General features: G+C 60.6%; 17 protein-coding genes and 1 pseudogene. 10 read left to right on the plus strand and 8 right to left on the minus strand.

The window, feature by feature from the left end:
- A pseudogene (locus tag CQ017_RS18220) lies at positions 1-368 on the minus strand (hypothetical protein); the annotation flags it as partial.
- Positions 369-1128: 760 nt separating this feature from the next.
- Between CQ017_RS18220 and CQ017_RS03530 the strand changes: the two are divergent.
- Together CQ017_RS03530 and CQ017_RS03535 are read left to right on the plus strand one after the other, a co-directional pair.
- The gene (locus CQ017_RS03530) at positions 1129-1752 is read left to right on the plus strand and encodes a cyclodeaminase/cyclohydrolase family protein (RefSeq protein WP_105552556.1); all 624 of its coding nucleotides are present in this window, start codon (positions 1129-1131) and stop codon (positions 1750-1752) included.
- The gene (locus CQ017_RS03535) at positions 1749-2636 is read left to right on the plus strand and encodes a bifunctional 5,10-methylenetetrahydrofolate dehydrogenase/5,10-methenyltetrahydrofolate cyclohydrolase (protein ID WP_105552557.1); all 888 of its coding nucleotides are present in this window, start codon (positions 1749-1751) and stop codon (positions 2634-2636) included. The genes CQ017_RS03530 and CQ017_RS03535 overlap by 4 nt, the downstream gene beginning before the upstream one ends.
- 437 nt (positions 2637-3073) lie before the next feature.
- Here CQ017_RS03535 and CQ017_RS03540 read toward each other — a convergent pair whose 3' ends face one another.
- The 5 genes from CQ017_RS03540 to CQ017_RS03560 all read right to left on the minus strand — a co-directional run bounded on the left by CQ017_RS03540 (position 3074) and on the right by CQ017_RS03560 (position 10183).
- A complete protein-coding gene (locus CQ017_RS03540) occupies positions 3074-3946 on the minus strand; it encodes a nucleotidyl transferase AbiEii/AbiGii toxin family protein (protein ID WP_105552558.1) in 873 nt (290 codons plus the stop codon).
- Entirely contained in the window at positions 3943-4479 is a 537-nt protein-coding gene (locus tag CQ017_RS03545) for a hypothetical protein (protein WP_105552559.1), read from the minus strand. Before CQ017_RS03545 ends, CQ017_RS03540 begins: the two co-directional genes overlap by 4 nt.
- Before the next feature lie 420 nt (positions 4480-4899).
- A complete protein-coding gene (locus tag CQ017_RS03550; protein WP_105552560.1) occupies positions 4900-7419 on the minus strand; it encodes an FAD-dependent oxidoreductase in 2520 nt (839 codons plus the stop codon).
- 71 nt (positions 7420-7490) lie between these two features.
- Positions 7491-8882 carry a flavin reductase family protein gene (locus CQ017_RS03555; protein WP_105552561.1) on the minus strand — a complete coding sequence of 464 codons (1392 nt, stop codon included), beginning with the start codon at positions 8880-8882 and terminating at the stop codon, positions 7491-7493.
- Positions 8879-10183, minus strand: a complete 1305-nt coding sequence (locus tag CQ017_RS03560; protein ID WP_105552562.1) for an SRPBCC family protein — start codon at positions 10181-10183, stop codon at positions 8879-8881. Before CQ017_RS03560 ends, CQ017_RS03555 begins: the two co-directional genes overlap by 4 nt.
- 155 nt (positions 10184-10338) lie before the next feature.
- Here CQ017_RS03560 and CQ017_RS03565 point away from each other — a divergent pair, with 155 nt between their 5' ends.
- From CQ017_RS03565 to CQ017_RS03575, 3 genes are all read left to right on the plus strand, one after another.
- Positions 10339-11277 carry a LysR family transcriptional regulator gene (locus CQ017_RS03565; RefSeq protein ID WP_105552959.1) on the plus strand — a complete coding sequence of 313 codons (939 nt, stop codon included), beginning with the start codon at positions 10339-10341 and terminating at the stop codon, positions 11275-11277.
- A gap of 129 nt (positions 11278-11406) precedes the next feature.
- A complete protein-coding gene (fdhA, locus tag CQ017_RS03570) occupies positions 11407-12621 on the plus strand; it encodes a formaldehyde dehydrogenase, glutathione-independent (protein WP_105552563.1) in 1215 nt (404 codons plus the stop codon).
- A gap of 233 nt (positions 12622-12854) precedes the next feature.
- Positions 12855-14753, plus strand: coding sequence for a BCCT family transporter (locus tag CQ017_RS03575; protein WP_105552564.1), 1899 nt, complete (start codon positions 12855-12857; stop codon positions 14751-14753).
- Between the two features lie 59 nt (positions 14754-14812).
- Here CQ017_RS03575 and CQ017_RS03580 read toward each other — a convergent pair whose 3' ends face one another.
- Positions 14813-15475: a GntR family transcriptional regulator gene (locus CQ017_RS03580; RefSeq protein WP_105552960.1), complete on the minus strand. Its 663-nt coding sequence runs from the start codon at positions 15473-15475 to the stop codon at positions 14813-14815.
- Between the two features lie 656 nt (positions 15476-16131).
- Between CQ017_RS03580 and purU the strand changes: the two genes are divergently transcribed.
- Positions 16132-17004, plus strand: a complete 873-nt coding sequence (gene purU / locus CQ017_RS03585) for a formyltetrahydrofolate deformylase (protein ID WP_105552565.1) — start codon at positions 16132-16134, stop codon at positions 17002-17004.
- Between the two features lie 132 nt (positions 17005-17136).
- Here the strand turns inward: purU and CQ017_RS03590 are convergent, their stop codons facing one another.
- On the minus strand, positions 17137-18738 hold the full coding sequence (locus CQ017_RS03590) for a PucR family transcriptional regulator (protein WP_146112420.1): 1602 nt from the start codon (positions 18736-18738) through the stop codon (positions 17137-17139).
- A 227-nt stretch (positions 18739-18965) separates the two neighbouring features.
- Between CQ017_RS03590 and CQ017_RS03595 the strand changes: the two genes are divergently transcribed.
- The 4 genes from CQ017_RS03595 (at position 18966) to CQ017_RS03615 (ending at position 24247) form a co-directional block, all read left to right on the plus strand.
- Positions 18966-20513: a sodium/proline symporter gene (locus CQ017_RS03595; RefSeq protein WP_105552567.1), complete on the plus strand. Its 1548-nt coding sequence runs from the start codon at positions 18966-18968 to the stop codon at positions 20511-20513.
- On the plus strand, positions 20506-21000 hold the full coding sequence (locus CQ017_RS03600) for a hypothetical protein (protein ID WP_105552568.1): 495 nt from the start codon (positions 20506-20508) through the stop codon (positions 20998-21000). Before CQ017_RS03595 ends, CQ017_RS03600 begins: the two co-directional genes overlap by 8 nt.
- A gap of 902 nt (positions 21001-21902) precedes the next feature.
- Positions 21903-22970 (plus strand): sugar phosphate isomerase/epimerase, encoded by a 1068-nt coding sequence (locus tag CQ017_RS03610; RefSeq protein WP_219843904.1) that lies wholly within the window; start codon positions 21903-21905, stop codon positions 22968-22970.
- Positions 22970-24247, plus strand: a complete 1278-nt coding sequence (locus CQ017_RS03615; protein WP_105552570.1) for an MFS transporter — start codon at positions 22970-22972, stop codon at positions 24245-24247. Before CQ017_RS03610 ends, CQ017_RS03615 begins: the two co-directional genes overlap by 1 nt.
- The last annotated feature ends 18 nt before the right edge of the window (positions 24248-24265 follow it).

Below are 24265 nucleotides of genomic sequence, written 5' to 3' on the forward strand. Positions count from 1 at the left end.
CCTTCGGTCGAGCCTTCGCTGGAACCTACATCGGAGCCAACGCCAGTGCCTACGGTTGAGCCGACGGTGGAGCCTTCGGTCGAGCCTTCGCTTGTACCAACGCTTGATCCGACTGTGGGGCCTTCGCTGGAACCTACATCGGAACCAACGCTTGATCCGACTGTGGAGCCTTCGCTGGAACCTACATCGGAACCAACGCCAGTGCCGACGGTTGAGCCTTCGCTGGAACCTACGGCGGACCCAACGGTCGAGCCGACACCGGATCCATCCGAAGAACCGGTTGATCCAGAAGAGCCCGAATCGACATCGAGTTTTGACGTGTCGGTGGAACGAGTTAGCGACCGCTTCTTACCGCAGTATGTTTTCACAGTCGTCCCCGGAGCTGTAGCGCCCGGAGGGACCTTTGAGTTCAGCATGAAGATGGACCGCCGCTACTGGGGTTGGGCTAGCTTCGGACAGAACTGCTCGTCGAGTTCACGGTACTCGCAGCAGATGAACGTTGAATGCGTGGTCTCCGAGGACAGCCCTGTAAAACTGACGATCACGGTTCTACATGGACGCGGCAAGCTGGGTGTCCTTTTCGCGCAACCCGGAGCACCTGGATCAGGGGTCGAATTCGCTGTCCCTCGGCAGTAGCACCGGGCGGACGGGTAGGAAGCGCGCATCCGCCGTAAGCGGGTGCGCGCTAACGAAATCCCCGACGAGCAGATATCGCTTTGCGCCCGGCTATTGATTGGCTGATGGGCTCACCGATTACCGGTACGACATCATAAATATCGACCAGACAGTTCACTGCTGCTCTCATATGTTCAGGGTTTGCGGATGGCTCAACGTATCCTTGCTAACTTTTCTTTTCCAGAGAGGATCAAAAACTCTTGACCTGCATTCGGAATGTGTTTTAGGCTTCAAGGTAACCTGATATACCAATTGGATACTAAATGAAGATTTTGTGCTGGGCCCCAAGGAGGCACTTGATTCGCGCGAAATCCAACGGTCTTGAGGCCATACGAATAACCGTCACAAATGGCCGGCGCTGCACTTGCTTGCGGCTCCGACCCAGACGCAAAATCTTCTCTCCGGTTGGCCTAGGGATCCACAGCCAAGCATTCTGAGCGAGGGTAAAACCCAATGATCTCCAATGAAACAATCACCAGCTACCTTGAACGGCTCGCTTCTAAGGCGCCTACTCCGGGGGGAGGTGCTGCCGCGGCCTTGCACGCCGCCCAGGGCGCCGCGCTGGTGTCCATGGTTGCCGAGTTTACCTCCGGACCGCGATTCCGAGAGGTCGAGGACAAAGCTCAGCCGATCGCCAAACACGCACGCGTACTGATGCGTTCGGCGCTGTTCGAGGCGCAGGAAGACGAACGATTGTTCGGGGCCTTAGGCGATGCATACAGGATGCCCAAGGAGGATGAAGAGCAGCAGGCAGCGCGCACCGCGGCCATACAAAGCGCCACCATTGCCGCGGCCGCACCGTTGGTCTCAACCGTTGAATCCTCCGCGGTGGTCATTGAGCTCGCCCAGCGTTTGGTCGAGATCGGAAACCGATCGGTGATCAGCGATGTGGCTGCAGCCGCCGAAGCGGCGCGAGCCGCCCTGGGTACCGCGCTGGTGACGCTGGAAATGAATATTGCGGCAATACAGGAAGCCGAACAGCGCGAACGCTTGAGCCTCGTGGCCAGCCAAGCCGCCGACGCGATCGTGGCGGCAGAAGCACTCAGCGCGCAGGTCCGCTTGGTGGTGGCTGCATGACCGCGCAACGCCTCGCCGGACAGCCGGTGGCCGCAGCCATCCGTGAACGCACCGGCCAACTCGTTTCGCGGCTGGCGAGCGAAGGGATCACCGCCCGGGTGGCGGTGGTGCTCGCAACCGACAACGAGGCAACGTCCTGGTATGTGCGCTCCATTGAACGCGCCGCCGAACGGCTCGGAGTTCACTGCCAGGTGCTCGACTTGGCCACCGGCACCCAGTCGGAGATTGCCCAAGCGATCCGGGCCTTGAACGCAGACGAGACGGTGCACGGCATCATTCTGCAGACGCCGCTGCCCGAATCGGTTGACCCGGCCTCCCTGGTGCAGCTGATTGACCCGGCCAAGGATATTGATGGAGCCAACCCGCTGAGCCTGGGCAGGCTCAGCGTGGGCCAGCCGGCCTTTGCGCCGGCTACGGCACGTTCGGTCATCGAAATCCTTGAACACTATCAAGTCCCACTCGCCGGAGAGCACGTTGCGGTGGTGGGCCGTTCCGCGGTGGTGGGCAAACCGCTCGCCCAGCTCTTGCTGCAGCGCGACGCAACGGTGAGCATCTGCCATTCTCGAACCACCAATCTCGCCGAGATTACCAGGGGCGCGGCGGTGACCGTTGTGGCGGTTGGCCGGGCGAACCTGCTTACCGGCAACGAGGTCAGCGATTCGTCGGTAGTCATCGATGTGGGCACCAATGTCACCGAGGATGGCCAGCTGGTAGGCGATGTTCACGCGGAGTCGGTGCAGCCACTGGTCCGGGCGATGAGCCCGGTGCCCGGGGGAGTAGGCACGGTAACCACCGCCCTGTTGATCCTGCACGCAACGCAGGCGGCGCTAGCCGCCCTTGAAAATGCCGCATCGAAAGGAGCTCCCATGGCCGGACGCCGGTAGCTGTTCGCCAGCGTTTAGGGCACAAGTGCAAGGCAAGCCAGCCCGCATGGTTGCTTAGGACGTTGAACCGGCAGGTACAAGGCAACAATAGTATCTTCACGGTGCGCGTTGGCCTGGATCCGGAGTGGGATCTGGCGCCGGCGCCGCGCTGGAAAAAATAGCCGCTGCATCATCGCTTGGAAGGCCGATGATGCAGCGGCTTTCTTTGTGTTCCAGAGATATTTGCCGTTCGAGCGTTGGCGTGGCCTGCCCACCGCAAACGGCCCATGCCGTGTTGCGGGTGGTTCAGATCAACGGGCAGTGCAATTCGAAGTGCCGCCACCTTGTAAATGAGCCAGGTGTATGCGGTTGAATGAGCTCCACGTAGAACTGGGACAAATTGGACACCAAGTCTCGAAGTCTACTGCGGTAGTGAGAGAGCTTCGCATCATCACGGCTCAATGGTTGGGCCCAGTTGATGAAGAATGGGGGTTAGAAGTGGTAGATGGGGCGTGATCGATCTGGGCGATGAATTCGTTGACCCATTGAACGGCGGAGATGACATCAGCGGCTACGTTGAGTCCATTTGCTGCTTCGGCATAGAGGGATTCCCAGTCGGTTTCTTCAACCGCTACAGGTGGCCAAGGGTGCGCTTTGCGGTAAGTGAAGAGTCGGACGCAGGTTGATCGTACTTGCGTGAGATCTAGTTGCTCTTGGGTGCCCAGCAGCTGAAGGTCTACGAGGTCCCGGGCTCGGTCACTTCCAGGAGCGGTAGATGCATGGATTTTCTGGGCGATTTGATGATCTGCTGGCATTACCGGCACAGGAGCTGGGGATGGTAAGCCGAGAGAAGTGAACATGTCGATAAGGTTCTCAGCAAGAACCAGTACGGGGTGTTCCGCGTCGCCGATTTCATTGTGGCCCAGTTCAAAGGGGGCGGTGCACCATGCTTTACCCTTGTAGTCGAGCTTGACGTCGAAGGGTTTCATTACATAGGAAGCCGGGACTCCTGCGGGTTTCAGTTGTTTCTTTTCAACAAGACGTCCGGTGAAGCCCTCCCATCCTTCTAGGAGGCGATCTGCGAAATCATCGCGGAACTTTGCCAGTCCACTGGCCCGTGCGGCGTCGAGGTCACGCGTGAATCGTGTTCCAGTGCCATATCGCAATGCCATAGCACTTCCACCTTTTACGGATCCTCCGGGGAGCATTTGCCCGACAATGACCAGTGCCATGGAGGTGCGTCGCCGGGTGACTAAGCTTTCCTCACCTTCTAAGTTTCTAATGCGCTGGTTGAGCGCTGTGAGATTTGCGGGTGGGGTTGGATACTTCATACGGAAAGTTCCTTACGTACCTGGCGCCATTCTGCAGAGGTGAGAAGTCCTTCGGCGCGGGCCCTGGTCGCGGCGTCTCGTAGTCGTGATGCGGGTACTTGTCCGCGGCATTCAATGAGGGCTTCGGCAACCCGTTGCGCCGGAATCCCCTGATAGTGAGTCACTTTTGTGTCTACGGAAGCTCGAACGAGATTTATATAGCTAGGCATGGCTCGACGTACGCGATGGGTTGTACCAACTGTAATCTTTCGAGGGTTCACATCCGCCAGGCCCAGGAGGGCAAGGACAGTTTCTCCTCGCAGGTGGGAATCGGCGCCCGCCCGCAAGGTGGCTTCCGCGAACTGATCGTGGTCAGTTGGTGGAATGTCGGTGACCCGGTAAAGGCGGTACCCGGTGTGTTCCAAACCGCCTCGGGCGGCAAGTTTTGGCAGCTCCACCGCCGGCACACCAGCGTCGGTGGCGCCGGTGACAGTGACGTAGCCATAGTTGTCGTAGGCGATCTCTCGCAAGATGTCTCTATAGCTTTGCTTCATGTCAATATTATACCGTTAACAGTATAAAATTGACACCACTATCAGCGGGCAAAATCCCTGTGCTGTATTGCCGAAGGCCGTGACGACAGGACTCCTCAACCCAGCGAATCCTGCAGTATGCGCTCAATGATGCTCGCCCTAGGTCTATTCGCGAATGGCATGTTCAGGTAATGCCGCTGTTTCGTCGCCGGCGGAGTGAAGTTATTTGCTGAACGCCCTAACGTGCTCGGTAGCCCAACCCGCAGGATGCCAACGACGAAGCCCGGTCTTGAGGAACCCCGGGTAGTTCCACTGCTGATCAAACGACGCGGAAACCAGAACGCAGCGCGCGTCTCGTACCTATATATGCGTATATACGGCAAAAGGCCGGGCAGCTGTTCGTTATGAACGGCTACCCGGCCCCTCGGAGGCCGGATGTGGCTAGCTGGCCGAGGTGGCCAGCGAAACTCCGCGCAGCCGGTCCATCTGCGGATCGTACAGCGGATCATCGACCACGGTGGCGGCGATCGGCTTGCCGAAGTACTCGATCGCCACCGCGTCTCCGGTCTGCACCGTCTTGGGCAGCCAGGCGTAGGCGATGGGCTTGCGCACCGTGTAGCCAAAGGTGGCGCTGGTGACATAGCCTGCCGGTTCCCCGTCCACGTAGACCGGTTCCTTGCCCAGGACCACGGACACGCCATCATCGATGGTCAGGCAGCGAAGCCGCTTGGTGGCCGCGGCGGCGCGGTCCGCCAGGGCGGCCTTGCCCACGAAGTCCACGGTCTTGGTGGCCTTGACCGCGAAGCCCAGCCCGGCCTGTTCCGGCTCGTGCTCGCTGGTCATATCGGTGCCGAAGGAGCGGAAGCCCTTCTCCAGTCGCATGGAGTTGAACGCTTCGCGTCCACCGGCGATGATGCCGTGCTCCTGGCCGGCTTCGAAAAGCACATCCCAGAGCTTGGCGCTGACATCCGCCGAGGCGTAGAGCTCCCAGCCGAATTCGCCCACATAGGACAGGCGCATCGCGGTCACCGGAATGCCGGCGATGGAGATCTGCTTGGTGCGGAAGTACTTGAGCCCCTCATTGCTCATATCGTCTTCGCTGACCTTGGCCATCACCTCTGGGGCCAGCGGACCCCAGAGCCCGATGCAGGAAGTTCCGGCGGTAATATCGCGGACGGACACCCACTGGCCCGGGTTCGCCTCGTTGAACTTGCGGGCCTCGCGGTCCAGATAGGCGACATCCACATTCGAGTTGATGCCGGCCTGGTAGAGCTCTTCGGAGATGCGGGCCACGGTGATATCGCTGGTGATGCCGCCGGCGACGTCCAGCAACAGGGTGTAGCTGACCATGCCAGGTGCACGCAGCATATTCGCTGTGGTCAGGCCCTGGAGCATCTGCCCGGCGCCCGGGCCGGTGACCTCCACGCGCTTGAGCGGGGTCATGTCGAACATCGCGACGGCGGTGCGCGTCTTCCAGGCTTCCACCGCGGCAATCGGCGAGTGGAACATGTCCGACCAGTCATCGCGCGCCGGGGCGGCCCATTCGGCGGGCAGCTGCTCGAGCAGGGAGGCATTGGCCTCGTACCAATGCGGGCGCTCCCAGCCGGTGCCTTCCAGGAAGAAGGCTCCCAGTTCCTGCTGCCGGGAGAAGAACGGGCTGGTGCGCACATTGCGCGGCTTCAGCCGCGGCTCCAGCGGGTGGCGGATATCGTAGATCTCCACGAAGTTCTGCTGCGAGGTTTCGCTGACGTACTCCTTGGTGGTTTGCATGTCCTCGAAGCGGTTCAGGTCGCAGTCGCTCAGATCGGTCTTCGAGGTGCCGGTGGTGATCAGTTCGGCCACGGCCTTGGCGATGCCCGGCGCGTGGGTGACCCACACGGCCTCGGCCACGAAGAAGCCGTCGACCTCCTTGGACTGGCCCACCAGCGAACCGCCGTCCGGGGTGAAGGAGAAGATCCCGTTGAAGCCGCGCTGGATCTGGGTATTGCGCAGATCCGGCAGCAGTTCCTTGGTCGCTTCCCATTCGGCGGCGAAGTCCTCGGGGGTGAAGTCCAGCGAGGAGGGCATCCGCTCGGAGGTGATTTCCTCGGGCTTGTAGGTCCGCAGGGTGTCCAGGTCCACGGGCATCGGGCGGTGCGCGTAGGAGCCGATGCCGATGCTCTCTCCCCACTCGCGGTAGTAGAGGTCGCGATCCTGGTAGCGCAGGATCGGCCGGCTGGCGCCGGCCGGCAGTTCGTTGATGCCCGCGAGGGATGGCGCAGGGGTGGTCCAGGCGAACTGGTGTCCCAAAGGCAGCAGCGGGATCTCGGTGCCCACCATCTTTCCGATATTCGGGCCCCAGAAACCCGCGCAGGAGACCACGATATCTGCCTCGAAGCGGTCCTCGCCGCAGATGACCGCGGTGACCTTGCCGCCGGATTGCTCGATATCGGTGACCACGGTGCGGTCGCGGAATTCCACGCCCGCGGCCTTGGCGCGTTCCATCACCAATTGGGTTCCCTTGGCGGCCAGAGCCAATCCGTCGTTCGGCGTGTAGAGGCCGCCGAGGACCAGCTCGGGGTTGAGCATCGGGAACTTCTTCAGGCAATCCTCCGCGTCGACCACGTGGGCCTCCACCTCATAGGAGCGGTTCCACCCGGCGCGGCGATGCAGATCTGCCAAGCGCGCTTCGGTGGTGGCGATCTCCAGCCCGCCCACGCGCAGGTAGGAGCCGCGACCGTCGGCGCCCACCAGAGAGTCGAGCTTCTCGATGGTGTACTGCGCGAATTCGGTCATGGATTTCGAGCCGTTGGACGAGAAGACCAGGCCCGGGGCGTGCGAGGTGGAGCCGCCGGGGATATCCAGCGGGCCCTGTTCGATAACCAAGGTATTGGTGTGGCCCAGTTGGACAAGTTCGTCCGCCAGGTTAGCGCCGACGATTCCGGCTCCGATGATGACGACCCGAGGTGAAGTTTGAGACATGGGGGACTCCTTATGTACTGATGGTGTGGTGGAGCAACTGCTGGCGGTACTGGGGGATCGGGCCGCGACGGCTAGGCATCGATGACCAGATCGGTTTGCGCGGTGGAGCAGCAGGGCAAGAACTTGCCGGCGGTGATCTCCCGGGCGCGAATTCCGCCCTGGTGGTTCATCTCCACGTCCCCTTCGAGCTTGACGACCTTGCAGGAGCCGCACATGCCTTCCTGGCAGTTGGCCCCGATGCGCACTCCGGCGCGTTGGGCTACCCCGAGGATGCGCTCATCCGAGTTGATCTTGACGTTGATCGCGGTCCGCAGGAAGGTCATGGTCAGCTCGCCTTCGCCCACGGTGGGGAAGGAGGAGGCGGCAGGCGGCTCTTCTTCGCTGACCAGCGGTTCGGCCGGCGGCAGCGGAACGTCGGAGTCGACCACGACCAGCTTTTGGCCGACGGCCTCGAGGGTGCCCGTTTCGTCATAGTCCGGCTCGTACATGCTCAGTTCCGGGGGCTGGCTCTCGTAGAACTCCTCCACCGATTCGGCGACTTCTTCCGCGATGCCCTCTGCCAGTGCGATTTCTGCCTGGTATTCGAGCAGCGTCTTGCGGTCGCCGGAGAAGAATTCCATGAACACCGAGGTGTCATCCACGCCGACTTCGCGTAGCAGCTTGGTGGCCGAGTTCAGATATCCTTCCGGACCGCAGGCGAACACCTTGCGGCCGTTGGCATCCGGGGCTACCGCCTCGATCATTTCAGCGGTGAGCCGTCCGGAGTATCCGTCCCAGTCTGCGGGTTTTTCGCGGTTGCCCAGCGAGTAGGAGACCCTGATGCGCGGATCGACCTGCTTGATGTATTCCAGCTCGCGCCAGAACGGGAAGTCTCCGGGCACGGTGCCATGGCAGAGCACCACCACATCGGCCTGGCCGGGCAGTGAGTGGATGGTGCGCACCATCGACATGATCGGGGTGACCCCGGCCCCGGCCCCCAGGAACAGGAAGCGGGCGCGGCGGTCGGAATCGCCTAGGTGGAAGGCCCCGACCGGGCCGAGCATGTCCAGCACCATGCCCGGACGCAGGTTCTCGTGCGCCCAGGTGGAGACCAGTCCCTTGGGGTCGCGCTTGATGCTGACATTGAAGGTCCAGGGCACGGTGGGCGCGCTGGAAATCGAATAGCTGCGATCCACCGTCTCCTGGTCTTCGCCATGTACGGGAAAGGCGATGTTCAGGTACTGGCCTGCGCGGAATGCCAGCGGGGCGCCATCGAGGCGGCGGAAGACGAAAGTCATCAGCCCGCCGGCTTCCTCGATGGTCTGCACGCATTCGGCCAGGAATTCCTGGGGGTGCCAGGGGCCCAGTGCGCGGGCTGCGCTCGCCGGGCCTTCTTGGCTGCTGAGTACGCGGTTCCAGGGCATTTCCAGCCCGCGCAGGCGCTGGGCGCTGGCGGTGCTCAGGAGCTTGGCGGTACCGGTCATGCCAGGTGCTCCAAAACGCGCTGCGTGTACCAGTTGATGAATGCTTCGACCTGGTATTCGCTCTTCATGTACGGGCCGGGTTCGTAGGCGGGGCTGTTGGCTCCGGACTGGCAGAGCTCGACAAAGGCCTTGTCCTGCAGATTCGTCTGCTTCCAGGTGTGGGTGAGCGTCTCCAGATCGTAGTCGTCGCCCTCCACGGCGTCGTCGGCCACGAGCCAGGTGGTGCGGACCAGGGTCTGGTGCTCGTTAATAGGGAAGGCCGCGAAGGTGATCACGTGGTCGGACTGGAAATGGAACCAGCTATTGGGCTGCAGGTGCATGGAGCAGCGGCCCAAGCGGAAGTCGCGCAGCTCACCCAGCAGCTTCTTCGAGAGCCGGTGCCCGTCGGCGGAGAAGGACTCTCCGTCGCCATCCAGGGATTCGCGGGAAATGCGGATCCCCGCGACGCGGGTGTCCAGCTCCTCGACGACTTCGTAGGGGATCCCGTAGCGGCGGCAGCGCTCTTCCAGCCCGGCTTGGGCTTTCTGATTGCGTTCCCAGACTTCTTCGAGATGCGTGGGCACGGTCTCGTCGGTCAGGCCCCAGGTGGGGAACAGCGAACAGGCTAGTTCCGGGTGGCCATCGCAGTGGTAGCACTCGCGGTTGTTCTCCATCACCAGCTTCCAGTTGCCCTCTTCGATGATGTTCTGCTGGTAGGCGACCTTGGCGCGGGAAATATCATGCGGCGCCAGGTAGGGTTCGAAAATTTCGGCGACCTGGTCAAAATCGGCAGGTGGTTCCTTGGCCAGGGACACGAAGATCAGCCCGGCGTGGATCCGGCCGTGGGCGCGTTTGAGCGCAAAGCAATTCTTGTCAAAGGTTCCCTCGCCCGGAGCCGAGGCGTGGATCAAGTTGCCCTCCGGGGAATAGGTCCACGAGTGATAGCCGCACACCAGGTTGCCGGTGCTGCCCGAAGCTTCGGTCAGCACGCGGGCTCCGCGGTGCCGGCACACGTTGTGCAGCACATTGACGCCACCGTCATCGGTGCGCAAAACGATCAGCGAATGCGGACCGTAGTCGAGGGTGACGTAGTCTCCGCCCTCCGGGATTTCGGCAACGCTGGCGGCAAAGAGCCAGTGGGTTCCGAAGATTGCCTGCATTTCGACCTTGAATACCGCAGGATCCGTGTACAACGGAGCCTCAAGCGAGTAGCCCTTGCGCCGATTCTGAAAGAGTTCGGTAATCTCGGCGAGTTGTTCATCGCTCACCGTTGAGGCGAGCTTGCCACGCGTCGAGTGCGGAGTGCTTACCGAAGCGGTCATGTTTTACTCCTAGAAGCCGGACGCCAGCGGGCGTCCACGAAGGGGGAAATTGGGGAAGATCCTTGTGAGTCGAATCACCATATGAGTCGAGACTAGAAACAATTTGCCAACAAGAAAAGCGCAAGAAAGTGAACGAAATCGTGCAGAATGGGTGCATGATCGATCCTCGCCTCATCACCCTTCGAGTCTTCTCCTCGGCGGGCACCATTGCACGCACCGCCGAACTCACCGGATACTCGCCTTCGGCGGTCTCCGCGCAGCTTCGTGAGCTGCAGCGTTCCCTGGGAATCAAGCTGATGATCAAGGACGGGCGCGGGGTGCGGTTGACCGTCGCCGGCCGGCACTTTGTGGCGGGACTCGACGACATTGTGACGCAATGGGAGCTGCTCAGGTCCTCGGCGCTGTCGACTGAAGGGCAGGTTCAGGGCGATTTCGGGTTGGGCGGTTTTTCGACGGCGGCCGCGCAGCTGCTGGCTCCGCTGGCTTCGACCCTGCGCAGAACGCGGCCGCATGTCGAGGTGCGGCTCATGGAGGCCCAGCCGCAGCGCTGCCTGGATCTATTGCTCGCCGAGCGGATCGACCTCGCCGTCATTGTGGCGTCGCAAACGCCTGGGTCAAGTGGCGGCAGCACAAAGTTTGAGCAGACCGTGTTGCTCGATGACCCGCTCGATGTGGTGCTGCCCGCGGAGCATCGGCTGGCGATGAATAAATCGGTGTCGCTCTCAGAGCTCGCCGAGGATCCGTGGATCTCGGACTCGGAGCAATCGGTCTATCGAGCCCTGTTCGTTGCCGCCTTCACCTCGCTGGGGGTCACCCCGCATATTGCCCACGAGGCGGTCGAGTGGGAAACGATGATCGCCTTCATCGGGGCGGGACTGGGAGTGGGGTTGATGCCGCGCTTGGCGACCTTGGGCAGTGCGGAGAATGTGGTGCGCCGCCGAATCTCCGGAGCAATCAAGCCATCGCGGCGAATCGTCGCGGTGACGCGCAAGGGCAGCAAGGGGGCGCCGCTCATCGAGGAATCTTTGACGGTTCTGCAGAGCACCGCAAAGAGCATTATTTCCCAGCGATTGACCGAGGAATTGGACGGGTAGCCCCTCCCTCTGGCATCGGCGGGAGCGCGAGTCAAGTTTCGGTTTCCTATTGACATAGATCACACTCATGAGGAGACTTGGCCTAATTCCAATTAGTATCCAACTGATATTTCAAGGGAAAGGTCCACCATGGGCAACTTGGCAGTAAGCTACGCCGGCGCAGGCAAGGTCGAACTCATCGATTCGCCGTATCCGGAATTCGAATTGAAGGACGGCCCGGGAGTCCACCCGGCAAACATTGGCCGCCAGGTCCACCACGGCGTCATCCTGCGCACCATCGCCACCAACATCTGCGGCTCCGACCAGCATATGGTCCGTGGCCGCACCACTGCCCCGGAGGGCCTTGTGCTGGGCCACGAGATCACCGGAGAAGTGATCGAAGTCGGCCGCGACGTGGAATTCCTCAAGGTGGGGGACATCGTTTCGGTGCCCTTCAACATCTCCTGCGGCCGCTGCCGCAACTGCAAGGTCGGACAGACCGGCATCTGCTTGAACGTCAACCCGGACCGTCCGGGTTCCGCCTACGGCTACGTGGACATGGGCGGATGGGTCGGCGGGCAAGCCGAATACGTGCTGGTTCCATACGCAGACTGGAACGCGCTGAAATTCCCGGACCGAGACCAGGCCATGGAGAAGATCCTTGACCTGACAATGCTTTCGGACATCTTCCCCACCGGCTACCACGGAGCCATTGGCGCCGGGGTAACCGTCGGATCGACCGTATATGTCGCCGGCGCCGGTCCCGTGGGCCTGGCGGCGGCCACCTCGGCACAATTGCTCGGCGCGGCAACCGTCATCGTCGCGGATCTCAACGCAGACCGGCTAGCGCAAGCGCGCAGCTTCGGATGCGAGACGGTGGACGTCTCGCTCGGTGATCCGGGCGAGCAGATCGCACAGATCCTGGGCACGCCCGAGGTCGACTGCGGCATCGACGCCGTCGGCTTCGAGGCGCGCGGACACGGGCACGACGCCGGCAAGGAGCAGCCGGCCACCGTGCTGAACTCGCTCATGGAGATCACCCGGGCCGGCGGCAGCCTCGGCATCCCCGGGTTGTATGTCACGGGAGATCCCGGAGCCAGCGACGAAGCGGCCAAGCGGGGCTCGCTTTCCATGCGCTTTGGGCTAGGTTTTGCCAAGTCCCATACCTTCGTCACCGGCCAGTGCCCGGCGATGAAGTACAACCGAGGGTTGATGCAGGCGATTCTCTCGGACAAGGTTTCGATCGCCAAAAACGTCAATGCGACCGCCATCCCGTTGACCGACGCGCCCAAGGGATACGCGGCCTTCGACGAGGGCGCGGCGCAGAAGTTCGTGCTCGACCCGCACGGCCTGATCGGCGCTTAGCCGGCGGAGCGCAGCGCGGGGAGGCAAGGTTTTTGCCTTCGGCCCCGCGTTTCCGGCGCAGCCGGTGCATCATTCGGCGACCGCCGTGCCCCTGCCAGTACATTGAGCACGGCGGTCGCCGCCTTTAATATAACCGAGCAACGACTTTGTTGCGCCCGTTTTCCGGTTGCGGGCAGGCCAAGCCGAGGAACCATCGCGGTAGGCCGTCATGTTCCACCATCAAAGGAAAATCTATGAATCGCAATGATCAACCAGTTCAAGATCTAGTCAGCGAGCTGCATTCGGCTCGCCGGCGCAGGCCGCGGAAATATCCGTCGGGCGGGACCGACTATTGGGTTTTTGGAATTGCCGGCGCCCTGGCGCTGGCGTTCATCGCTTGGGGATTTGCCTCGCCGACCGGTCTGGGAAACACCGCGGGTAAGGCCTTGGACTGGGTGATCACGAATACCGGATGGATGTTCGTGATTGCGGCTACCGTCTTCACCATATTCGTGCTGGTTGTGGCGGCCAAGAACTTTGGGCGCATCCCGCTGGGCAAAGATGGCGAAAAGCCGCAATTCAGCACCATTTCCTGGATTTCCATGATGTTTGCCACCGGCATGGGCATCGGCCTGGTGTTCTACGGTGTAGGCGAACCATTGTTCTTCTACATGTCTCCTCCGCCGGGAACGGTGGAGGGCCAAAGCGCCGCGGCCGTCGGCACCGCCATGGGCACCACGCTGTTCCACTGGACGCTCTTCCCCTGGGCCATGTATGCGATTGTCGGCTTGGGCATGGCCTATGGAAGCTTCCGCTTGGGGCGGCCGCAGCTGTTCTCTGCGATGTTCAGCTCAATCTTTGGCGAGCGGGTGGTCAACGGCTGGGGTGGCAAGACGATTAACATCTTGGCCATCCTGGCGACGCTTTTCGGGTCGGCTTGCTCGTTGGGACTCGGTGCGCTGCAAATCGGCGGCGGAATACAGTCGGCCGGACTCCTGCCGACCGTGGGCTCCGGAGTTCTGGTTCTGATCATCGCGGTTCTCACCGCCTTGTTCGTCGGTTCGGCGGTTTCCGGCATTGAGCGCGGAATTCAATGGCTTTCGAATATCAACATGATTCTTGCGGTCATCCTCGCGCTTATCGTATTCATCGGTGGGCCAACGTTGTTCATCTTGAACGTGATTCCAAACGCGGTGGGATCCTTTATCAGCGATCTGCCTGAAATGGCTTCGCGCACGGCCTCTTCCGGCGACGGAACCATGGCCACCTGGCTGTCGTCCTGGACCATCTTCTACTGGGCCTGGTGGGTTTCATGGACCCCGTTCGTCGGTCTCTTCATTGCCCGCATCTCGCGCGGCCGCAGCATCCGGCAATTTGTCACCGGCGTGCTGCTGGTGCCGTCCACGGTGACGTTGATCTGGTTCGCCATCTTCGGCGGCGGAGCGATCGGCCTGCAGGAGCGGGCGGAACGTTCCGGAGACATGGGCCAAGCCATGGCGCAGATGGTGGATGGGGTGCCGAATATCAACTTCAATTCGGTACTTTTCGATCTGCTTGGAAGCTTGCCCTTCCCCGCATGGTTTGGCACGGCGCTCATAGCGTTGACCGTGGTGCTGATCGCGATCTTCTTCGTCACCGGAGCCGACTCGGCCTCCATCGTCATGGGTGCGCTGAGCGAACGCGGTGCCGAGGAGCCGTCCAAGAAGTCGGTGATTTTCTGGGGTGTTTCGGTTGGTGCGGTGGCCGCGGTCATGCTGCTTGCCGGCGGGGACCACCCGGCTGCGGCCTTGAACGGGTTGAAGAACATCACCATCGTCTCGGCGCTGCCGTTCGTGCTGGTGATGCTGCTACTCTGCGTGGCGATTTGGAAGGATCTGAGCAAGGATCCCCTGGTGCTGCGGGGCAGGGTTGCGCTCGAAGTCCTCGAACAGGCCGTAGACGATGGGATTGATCGGCACGATGGAGAGCAGTTCTGCCTGATGACCACCGAGCAGGCAATCGTGACGGTGCAGAATGCGCCCTTGAACGGTGAAGCGAAGGACGCTTTTGTAGATTTGGACGAGGAGTACGTTGCGGAGTTGGGCTCCCCGAATGGCATGCCCGATTCCCTTGGCTCCGACGGGGATCTGGAAACCGAAAAGGCAACCAAATAAGCCAAGTGCCTCCGCACTAGGCCTGACGGGCCGAGCGACCCATCTGGTAGCTCGGTCTGTCAGGGTGCGCGGCGCAAGGCCTGTTCAAAGTGCGTGACGTGTGCCGACACCAACTGCGCCGCCAGCTCATCTTCGCCTTCGAGGATTGCGCGGAGCAAAGCCGTATGTTCGGTGATGTGCTCGGCGATCGGTGGCATTTGGTCAATCACCAGGCACCAGATCCGCGTCACCAGATTATCCAAGCGGACGAGGGTTTCCTCAAGGTGCTTATTGGCGCTGGCTTTGTAGATGAGCCGGTGGATTTGCACGTCTAGCAGCAGCAGCGAACGCTGATCGACGCTCCCATCCAGGGCATCGATCGTGTCCAGGTAGTTGGTGATCTCGGCTCTGATTCCGGCATCTTTGTTAGCCGCCGCATTTCGGGCAGCCAGGGGTTCGAGGGTCTGGCGAATTTCGGAAATATGGTTCAGCTCGTGGAAGTCAACGGCCGTGGCAAAGGTGCCGCGGCGCGGGTAGGAGACCACCAAGTGATCCGTTTCCAGCCGTTTCAACGCTTCCCGAATCGGAGTGCGTCCCACGCCGAGTTCTTCGGCTAGCTGCGGCTCATGAATTGGGTGGGTGGGAGCAATTTCGAGCAACACCAGACGATCGCGAAGTACGCCGTAGGCATGATCGGCCATCGATTGGGTACCCATATCGGTGCCTGCGGTCTTAGGGGGCATCAAGTTTTCGCTCTCTTCACTGGTCATATATCAGTTGCCAATAATCAAAGGGTATCGCTCGAGTGCCAATCGGTCACTTCCTCAGAGCTGCGGAAGAGTCGTTGTGGGCTAGGTGCGAGCAGCTCGCTCACCGAAGCGGCGCCAGTTGGAAGGTGAGGCCGATCCGCGCTTCCGCCACAGGCGGCCCTGCAAGCCAAGCAGATACGCTCGTTTGCCTAGGGGTTCTAGGATTCTCGGGGTTTCAGAATCGGTTGATTCAGCGGTTTTCGGGACAATAAAAAATCCCCTTAGATTCTTATTGACGCTGTGATGCAGCGAACATAGACTTGTGATCAGCTATTGATATATCAGGGATGGGGGTCCGGGATTGAGCTGTCGATTGCCGAAGTTGAAACGCAGAATACAACCTCCGCATTCGGAACGGGTCTTGGGCCCGTGCGGGATGCAGGCATTGGCTAAACCCCTAATCTAAATCTTTGCCCACAGCAGCGATACCCTGTTTGGGAGGGGTGCGGAACTTCTGGCATTGGTGAGCTAATGCTAGAAGAGGGGCGTGGTTGATCAACACAGCGCAGGCGTAGACCACATCGATTCCCCACGAAATGTACGAGGCATGACGGGACACTGTCATCTCGGTGAACCAAAGGAGCGGCAAAATGACCGAACTGAACAATAAATATGTCTTGACCCTCACCTGCGCAGAGCGCCCGGGGATTGTCCATGCCGTGACCGGTCTGCTGTTGAAGCACCACGGGGACATCCGGGAACTGAAGCAGCATGATGACCAGCGTTCTGGAACGTTGTTCATGCGCATTGAGTTCGAAGTGTCCCAAACTTCCAACGTTTCTGCCGAAATTGCCGAATTGGAGTCAAGTCTGACCGATCTGGCGACAGAGCACGACGCTACTTGGGGCCTGCGGGCCTCGGGCAAGAAGAAGCGCGTGGTGATCATGGTGTCAAAGTTCGGTCACTGCCTGCATGACCTGTTGTTCCGCGCACGCATGGGGGAACTGCCGGTCGAGATCGCAGCGGTCGTCTCCAACCACCCGGATCACCGGCAGCAGGTGGAATGGAACGGAATACCGTTCTTCCACGTACCGGTCACCGCCGAGACCAAGCCGGAGGCAGAGGCCCGGCTCATGGAGCTCGTTGACCGTTTCGACGTGGATTTGGTGGTGCTCGCCAGGTACATGCAGGTCCTCTCCGATGATCTCACCCGGCAGCTCACCGGGCGCGCGATCAACATCCACCATTCATTCCTCCCGTCCTTCAAGGGGGCCAAGCCGTATCACCAGGCCTTTGAGCGTGGCGTAAAGACCGTGGGCGCGACGGCGCACTACGTGAACAGCGAATTGGATGAGGGGCCGATCATTGCCCAGCAGGTCCAAAACGTTGATCACAGCTACGGGCCCGAGGATCTTGTTGCTGCAGGTCGGGATACCGAATGCAAGGCGCTATCGGACGCGGTGCGATGGCACTGTGAAGACCGGATTTTCCTCAACGGTTCACGGACCGTGGTGCTGCGCTAGGTTTTCCCGTACGCTAGCCTCTCGATGCCGAGAGCTCCGCGTGAAGGACCGTGCACTGTATGGCATTGAAGAATGCTCGTGGACCGTTAGTGGTAATTGGTCCACGAGCATTCTGCTGTCTATCGGGTCCCGTCAGTGGCGTTGGCTCTGCCGGTAAACGCTCAGGCTCAGCGTCAGAACCGTCAGCGTGCGCGCATCATTCAGATCCGCTTCAAGCAGTGATTCCAGCAGCGCGAGGCGCTGGTAGAACACCGAACGCGACAGCCGGCAGCGGGTTGCTGCCTGGGAGCGGTTGGTTGGCGAGGCCAGATAGGCTTCGAGCACGCGAAGGCACTCATCGCGCCGGTTGGCTTCCAAGGCCAAAATCGGCGCCAGCACTTGCTGTGGCAGGCGTTGCACGGCTGGTTCGTGGCGCAATTCATGGGTGAGTAGAGCCAGCGGGTAGTCGGCGGCCAAGACTACCGAAGTGCTTGGTTCCAAGCGCAGTTCACAGCCCTCGGTAGCCTGCTCGATCGAGGTCCGGATCTGCCCGAGCCCCGCAACTATTTCGCCCAGATAGAGGGGTCCTTCGAGGGCATGGGATTCCACTGCTAGACGCATCGCTTGCTGGAAGGCGTCTTGCAGCTGGATGCTCGCGGTCGAAACGATGCCAAAGAGTTTGGGCGTTGGTGAATGAAGTGCACCAATAACTAGATTCATCCCATTTCCGGCATGCTGCTCAAATTCTTTCACTGCGGCTTTCGGGTCTTGCCCCGAAGCAAGCCGCACAGCGAAGCCACGCAGGGCCCGTTGCCTGACCGGGAATCCGGCAGCCTCAAATTTTCCGGTCAGCAGCTTCAAACTGGTTTCCCGGCTATTGAGCAGATCGTCGAGCAGCTCGCAGGCCGTATCGAACTTCCACAGTGCCGGACCTCTTGTGCGCAATAGCTCGGTACCCAAGGCGATGGCAGCCATGGTCAGCACATGCAGCGAGCCGGCCGGGTGGGCGGCGGAGCCCGGTGCGATCAAGGAGCCAAAATTCTTGCCATGGATTTGCACCGGAATCACCTGGCGCTCGGTATTTCCCATGAGGTGCAAGGCTCGTGATCGATCCTGCCAGTGGTCAAAGAAATCCGTTGGCAGTTCCACCGTGCTGGCGTAGCGCCGCAGGTTGTATCCGGAATCTTCGAAGACCACCGGACAGCCAAGAAGCCTGGCGCAGTCGTTCAAGACCGTTGCGGCCGGGGCGCCTAATTGCATCAGGCCGGTGAAATGCTCGGTCACTTCACCGCCTGCTTCGATTCTCCGCGTTTGCGCGGAGAACAGCAGCTGATGCAAGGTCTCGGTGATCTCGACGAATGCCACCGGCTCGTGCAGCAGAATCAATGGCAGGCGCTGCTCTTTGCAGGCGCGGACAAGACCCGCGGGGGCTTCGGGGCAATGGGCCCCGAGCTCCACTACCAAGGCCGCTGCTCGAAGCTCAACTAATTCGGCAACAAACGGTTCAAACTCCGCCTGTGCACTCCAACCGATGCCGGTGGTCAAGACCAGCTCCTGGCCGCGCAGGTAGGCGGCGGGGTTGAGGTTCTCCAAGACATGCGCCCAGCCAATGTGACGCTTCAATGACGGGGCATCGGCGATTACCTGCGGACTGCCGATCAGCATGCAGGGCAGTTGCAGCAGCTGTTCGACGGTGAGAATCGCATTGCCCGGACAGTCTGTCCGATTGGCCGGCATTTTTCCGACAAGTGTCACTGTTGGTAAGCCTCTCGCTGTGTAAAACTGTCAACGACATGGATCTTTGGTGATTCAGTTCACACGATACAGAATGTTTGGCTTTGGAAGGGGAATGCGTCGATGTTTGGTCTACCAACGTTCACGACCGTTGTCATCCTTGGGGTCCCGGCCCTCTGGGTAATCTATACGGCGGTATTTATGTGGCTCAGCCGCGGATGGAAGCGTGAAGACGTGGAGGACAACCGGTGAGCCTCGAAATCATCTTTCTCATCATCTACTTCATTGCCATGGCAGGTATTGGCTTCTGGGCGATGAAAAAGGGCCAGCAGGACTCCGAGGGATTCCTGCTCGGAGGGCGCAGCATCGGCCCGGGCGTGACGGCCCTGCGGCTGCAAAGTTCCTCGATGTCCGGCTACATGTTCATGGGCGCCGGATCCCTGGGCTACACACAGGGCTACTTTGGCATGTGGTACGCATTGGGCGATCTCGGCGGCGGCATCCTGAACCTTTCGGTCCTGGGCCGTCGCATGCGCAAGCTGTCCCAAATTCTGGGTTCCATTACCTCCATTGAATATCTGGAACACCGCTACCCGTCGAAATGGATCCGGCTGATCGCCGCCCCGGTGGCGCTGTTCTGCATGTTCTTCTATGTCCTGGCGCAGTTCATTGCCGGGGGACGCGGGCTGGAGATGGTCACCGGGGTGTCCTTCCCCGTGGCGCTGGCTATCGCCATCGGGGTGATCGTGCTGTACACCTTCCTCGGCGGCTACCTCGCGGTGGCCTACACCGACTTCGTCCAGGCCATCATCATGGTGGTGGGCATGGTCTGGATCCTCATTGCCACCCTGATCGCCATTGGCGGCTTCACCAAGGGCAACGAAGCCATTGGCGCCATCAACCCGAATATGCTGACCATGTGGGGCGCCGACCTCGGGTTCCAAGGACAGTGGGGCGTCATCATCGGTGCGCTGCTGGTCTTCTCGATTGGCTATATGGGGTGGCCGCATGTGGTGGTCAGCCACATGGCCATGAAGAAGCCGTCGGTAGCCCGCACCGCCGGTGCCTACTCGCTGATCTTCAACCTGCTATTCATTCCCGGCCCGTACCTTGTCGGCATGTTCGCGTTGATTCTGCTGCCTAACCTGGCCAATCCGGAAACCGCGATCTTCGAGGTCGCCGACGCGGTCTTGCCGACCTTTGCCGTGGGCATCGTGATGGCTGCGATCATGGCGGCCATCATGTCTACCGCCGACGCGTTGCTGCTGCAGGCCGGAACCATTGCCAGCCAGGATATCTACGCGCGCTTCATCAACAAGAAAATGAGCGACGGGCAGATGGTGTGGGTCTCGCGCATCACCGTGCTGGCTCTGGCGCTCATTGGTTTCGCCATTGCGGCCTTTGAACCGCCTGCGGTGGCGGCCATCGTGATCTTCTCCACCACGGTACTTGGCAGCGCCTTTGTCCCGGCGTATGTCTGCGCGGTTTGGTGGAAGAAGGCCAATACCGTCGGGGCTATCTCCTCGATGATCGCCGGCACGGCAGTTTCCGTCCTCTGGCAGGTATCGGGTGCCCCGGAGGCCACCGGCATCGATCCGATGGTCACCGGAATCTTGGCCTCCACCGCGGCCATGATCATCGGCAGCTTGGCTTCCCAGGCGAACCACCCCGTTCCAGAGCGCATCGTCCGGGCCTTGGACGAGACGGCGAAGATCGGGCCGATCCCGACGAAGATGCTCATCGGCCAGGACGCGTTGCTGGCGGGGCAAGCCGAAATGGCCGGCCGCAATGAGTGAGCTGGTGCTGCGCACCTTGGTCGATGAGGACTATGCCCAGTCGATATTGCAAGCGAAAGCTCCGGGCCTGGAGGTGACCTCCGCTCGACTGCGGCACCACCCGTTTGCCGGTTTCATCTTCGACGTCTCGCACCTGGCCGGTCGCGTCGGAAGGACCCACGCGCTGGTGGACTACTACACCGGCAAGGCTTTTATCAGCGGCCCGTGGCAGGCGGCCGATCCGGACCGGGCCACGCAGCTCAGCCCGGTGCAAGACCCGCAATGGAACACCATTGATTTCGACACCGCACGGCAGAAAGCCAAGTCGCTGCTGGCAACCGCCGCGCTGCGCCGCGCCCGATTGGCGTGGAAAGGCGGAGTGCGGGAACACCGCAGCGTCAACAAGGTGTGGAAGCCGAACTGGGTGCTCGACGCGAAACTCGACGGAAAGTCCTACCGCATCATGGTGGATGGGCTGAATGGAGGCTATTTCTTCATCGACTGCTGAAGTCGGGCACCGCGATGTAACTGGCAGTGCGCCTGGGCGACGTCTCTCCGCGGGAATCCAGTCGGGAACAAGCAGAGCGCAAGCCTATGGAAAACTGGGACGCAATACGCACTTGCCAAGTTCGTGAAGGGTCGCGAATGCAGTGAACTGCTCGCCAGAAGTCGGACTGGGAATGCAGGAACCAACATCTGTGGGCAATTCACACGTTGCGCCGGCCCAAGGGAAAAGGCGAATCAAAACGGTCGGCTGCTACAAGCTGGCTCCTGTTGCCGATCGATATGGAGTCGCTCGGGCAGGCGGCCCGCTACAGTTCCAAGCTCGTCGGTGCTGGTGCGTTGGAGTTCTCGGACCAAGCCGGTGCAGGCATACCAGCTAAGGTTCGAGTTCTTGAAGGTGGGTTGCAATTGCGCTGCGAGCTGTTCATGATCAGGCCGCGGGTAAGCGCACGGATCCCGTCGACATGCCCGGGGCAGGAAACGGTCAGCTGACGCGATGCGGTAGCCCGCGGTGTTGCTGGCCGACCGGCATCCTTCGCTTTTCAGAGGGTAATTGGAAGCTTGGAAGTCTTGCTCTTGGAGGCTCGTGCTTTGGTAAGGACATGGATTCGTCTTTGAATCACATGATTCCGGCTCATGGTCCCACGTCACGTTGGCCTAACCCTCTGCCCGTTTGGCTGCCAAGATCATCGGAAGAGATGCAATATGGCTCCCATGCCCACAAGGCACCGTGCGTTGCGCCTCCTGGACTAGGCCATTGGTATTAACCCTGGCCTCGATAATGGACATACCTCGATGACTAATATCTTGCTAAAAATGAGAGTCAGCACACCGGGTGATGCGCAGCACGCCGAAGCCGAGGAGGAAATCTTGAACGTACAGTCTCGATTCGCAAAGATTCTGTCAATGAATCTAGATGCCGCCGAACAGAAGCAGATTCCAGAGCTAACGCCGCAATTGGCACAGAAGCTAATCGATCGAATCGACACGATTCCTCTGTTCGCGCATGCCTACTCGCTACTGGGAAATTTCACTTATGGCACCTACCGCCCCAGCGACCTGCTGACCTACGCTTTTGAGCATGAACTGGACGGTGTCTGCATCCACCTGCTTGATGGCGAAGAGCGCAGCCTGGGGCAGGCCAGCGACGCGGAGCTTCGGGAGTTCGGAGCCACCGCGCACCAGCTGGGGCTCAAAGTACATCTGGAAATCAGCAGCACCCACAAGACGGACCTCGACGACGTGGTGCGCATTGCGCGGATCCTGAACGTCGAGCACATCCGAGTGTATTCACGCTACGAAGGCCTGCTGTCCGAGGTTCTCACCATGGTCGACAGCGACTTGCAATACCTGATCGTGCTGGCCGAGAAATACGACCTTCAATTCTACTTCGAACAGCACGAGGAATTCAAGAGCTTCGAAATCGCAGCAATCCTGGAACGTGCAAACCATCCCCGGCTGCATGCACTGTTCGACTTCGGGAACATGATCAACGCCTACGAGCGCCCCTTGGACGCGCTGAATCACCTGGCTCCGCACATCGGCCAAGTTCATCTCAAGGGCATCAAGATCATGCCGGAAGATGGAGGCTTCGGCCACCGTGGGGTATTGCAAGGCAGCGATGACGACGACATGCCAAGCCCGCGCATGCTGATGGACCTCTTGCTCTTGGGAGAGGACGAACCGCAGTTGGTCGCCTTCGCCCTAGAGCAGGAAAACCATTACCGTGCTCCGGCTTTCCGCCGCGCAGATGACCCGGAAGATCCGTTCATCGCCTACCGCGATCTGAGCACTACCGACCTTCCGGCCTCACTGACCTTGGACGAAATGCTGGTTGAAGAGCCGCAGTGGGCGGTCAACCAGCTGACCTATGTTCGAACAGTCCTTGCCCAACTGCGTGAACTTGCCATGTGCCGACTGGAATCGGCGTCCGAGGACACGGCCCGCAACGAAACTCTTCAGGAGACCTGCTAATGAAAACGATCAACAAGGCCAAGTGGGGCAAATTCGTCCTGCTGATCATGGGCGGCGGCACCATTTACAAGTTGGCCAATCTCAAGGACGTTTTCTATGTCCCCATGCAGGAGCACCTCGGGCTGAGCAACACCGAAATCGGACTGCTGTTAAGCATCAACTCGATCGTGGCCACCGCCCTGTTTGTCGTCGGCGGATACCTGGCTGACCGCTTCCAGACCCGCACCGTAATCAGTGCAGGCCTGATCGGCGCCGGTGCCATCGGCTTCTACATGGCCTCGTTCCCGGACTTCAACATGATGATGGTTGTGTTCGCGCTGCTCGCGGTGTGCTCGGACTGTCTGTTCTGGCCAGCGCTGCTTAAGAGCGTCAGACAGTTGGGCGACGGCGACGAGCAGGGACGCATGTTCGGTTTCCTCGAGGGTGGCCGCGGTGTCATCGATACCATCGTGGCGTTCTCGGCCCTCGGAATCTTCATCGCCATGGGCTCGGGCCTCGCTGGATTCCGTGCCGCGATCATCGCCTACTCTTCGATCAATATCGTGATCGGCATCCTGCTTTTCTTCCTGTTGCGCGGCAATTCTGCGCCGGACATCCAGGATGCCGCGGCAACTGAGACTAAGGCGCACAAGCCGACCGTAGGGGATTCCTTGAAGCTGATTGCGCGCATGCCGCAGCTGTGGTTGGTCAGCTTCACCGTGTTCATGGTTTACATCGTCTATGTGGGGCTGACCTACTTCATTCCGTACCTGTCCACCGTGTACGGACTGCCGGTGGCTCTGGTAGGCATCTTCGGCATCATCAACCAGTACGGACTGAAGATCATCGGCGGTCCGCTGGGCGGCTACCTGGCCGACAAGAAAGTCAAGAGCTCCAGCAAGTACCTGAGCTATTCTTTTCTGGCCCTGCTTCCCGTAATGGCGCTTATTGTCTTCCTGCCACAGGACGAGAAATTCACCGTACCGGTCATGGTTGCCTGTCTGGTCTTCTCATTGATCGTGTTCTCGATGCGCGGTGTTTTCTGGGCGCCGATGGATGAGGTCGGCATCCCTGATCAGATCAGCGGCACCGCCTTTGGCGTTGCCTGTCTCATCGGATATGCGCCGGGCATGTTCGGATTCCTGATCTACGGAGCGATCCTTGACGCATACCCGGGAGCCACCGGATTCCATCTGGTCTTCGCGATCATGTGCGGGCTGGCAGTAATCGGCAGCGTGATCGCCATGCTGGTGGCCAAGACCGCTAAGAAGGCGAAAAAGGTCACCACTGGCGCCTAGCGACCTCGGCAGCGCATT

Origin of the sequence: Arthrobacter sp. MYb224, from assembly GCF_002975455.1 — a bacterium.
GTDB lineage: Bacteria > Actinomycetota > Actinomycetes > Actinomycetales > Micrococcaceae > Glutamicibacter.

Coding starts and splice junctions, on each gene's coding strand:
- CQ017_RS03530 (WP_105552556.1), top strand. CDS start 1,129: ATGATCTCCAATGAAACAATCACCAGCTACCTTGAACGGCTCGCTTCT.
- CQ017_RS03535 (WP_105552557.1), top strand. CDS start 1,749: ATGACCGCGCAACGCCTCGCCGGACAGCCGGTGGCCGCAGCCATCCGT.
- CQ017_RS03540 (WP_105552558.1), bottom strand. CDS start 3,946: ATGAAGTATCCAACCCCACCCGCAAATCTCACAGCGCTCAACCAGCGC.
- CQ017_RS03545 (WP_105552559.1), bottom strand. CDS start 4,479: ATGAAGCAAAGCTATAGAGACATCTTGCGAGAGATCGCCTACGACAAC.
- CQ017_RS03550 (WP_105552560.1), bottom strand. CDS start 7,419: ATGTCTCAAACTTCACCTCGGGTCGTCATCATCGGAGCCGGAATCGTC.
- CQ017_RS03555 (WP_105552561.1), bottom strand. CDS start 8,882: ATGACCGGTACCGCCAAGCTCCTGAGCACCGCCAGCGCCCAGCGCCTG.
- CQ017_RS03560 (WP_105552562.1), bottom strand. CDS start 10,183: ATGACCGCTTCGGTAAGCACTCCGCACTCGACGCGTGGCAAGCTCGCC.
- CQ017_RS03565 (WP_105552959.1), top strand. CDS start 10,339: ATGATCGATCCTCGCCTCATCACCCTTCGAGTCTTCTCCTCGGCGGGC.
- fdhA (WP_105552563.1), top strand. CDS start 11,407: ATGGGCAACTTGGCAGTAAGCTACGCCGGCGCAGGCAAGGTCGAACTC.
- CQ017_RS03575 (WP_105552564.1), top strand. CDS start 12,855: ATGAATCGCAATGATCAACCAGTTCAAGATCTAGTCAGCGAGCTGCAT.
- CQ017_RS03580 (WP_105552960.1), bottom strand. CDS start 15,475: ATGCCCCCTAAGACCGCAGGCACCGATATGGGTACCCAATCGATGGCC.
- purU (WP_105552565.1), top strand. CDS start 16,132: ATGACCGAACTGAACAATAAATATGTCTTGACCCTCACCTGCGCAGAG.
- CQ017_RS03600 (WP_105552568.1), top strand. CDS start 20,506: ATGAGTGAGCTGGTGCTGCGCACCTTGGTCGATGAGGACTATGCCCAG.
- CQ017_RS03610 (WP_219843904.1), top strand. CDS start 21,903: ATGAATCTAGATGCCGCCGAACAGAAGCAGATTCCAGAGCTAACGCCG.
- CQ017_RS03615 (WP_105552570.1), top strand. CDS start 22,970: ATGAAAACGATCAACAAGGCCAAGTGGGGCAAATTCGTCCTGCTGATC.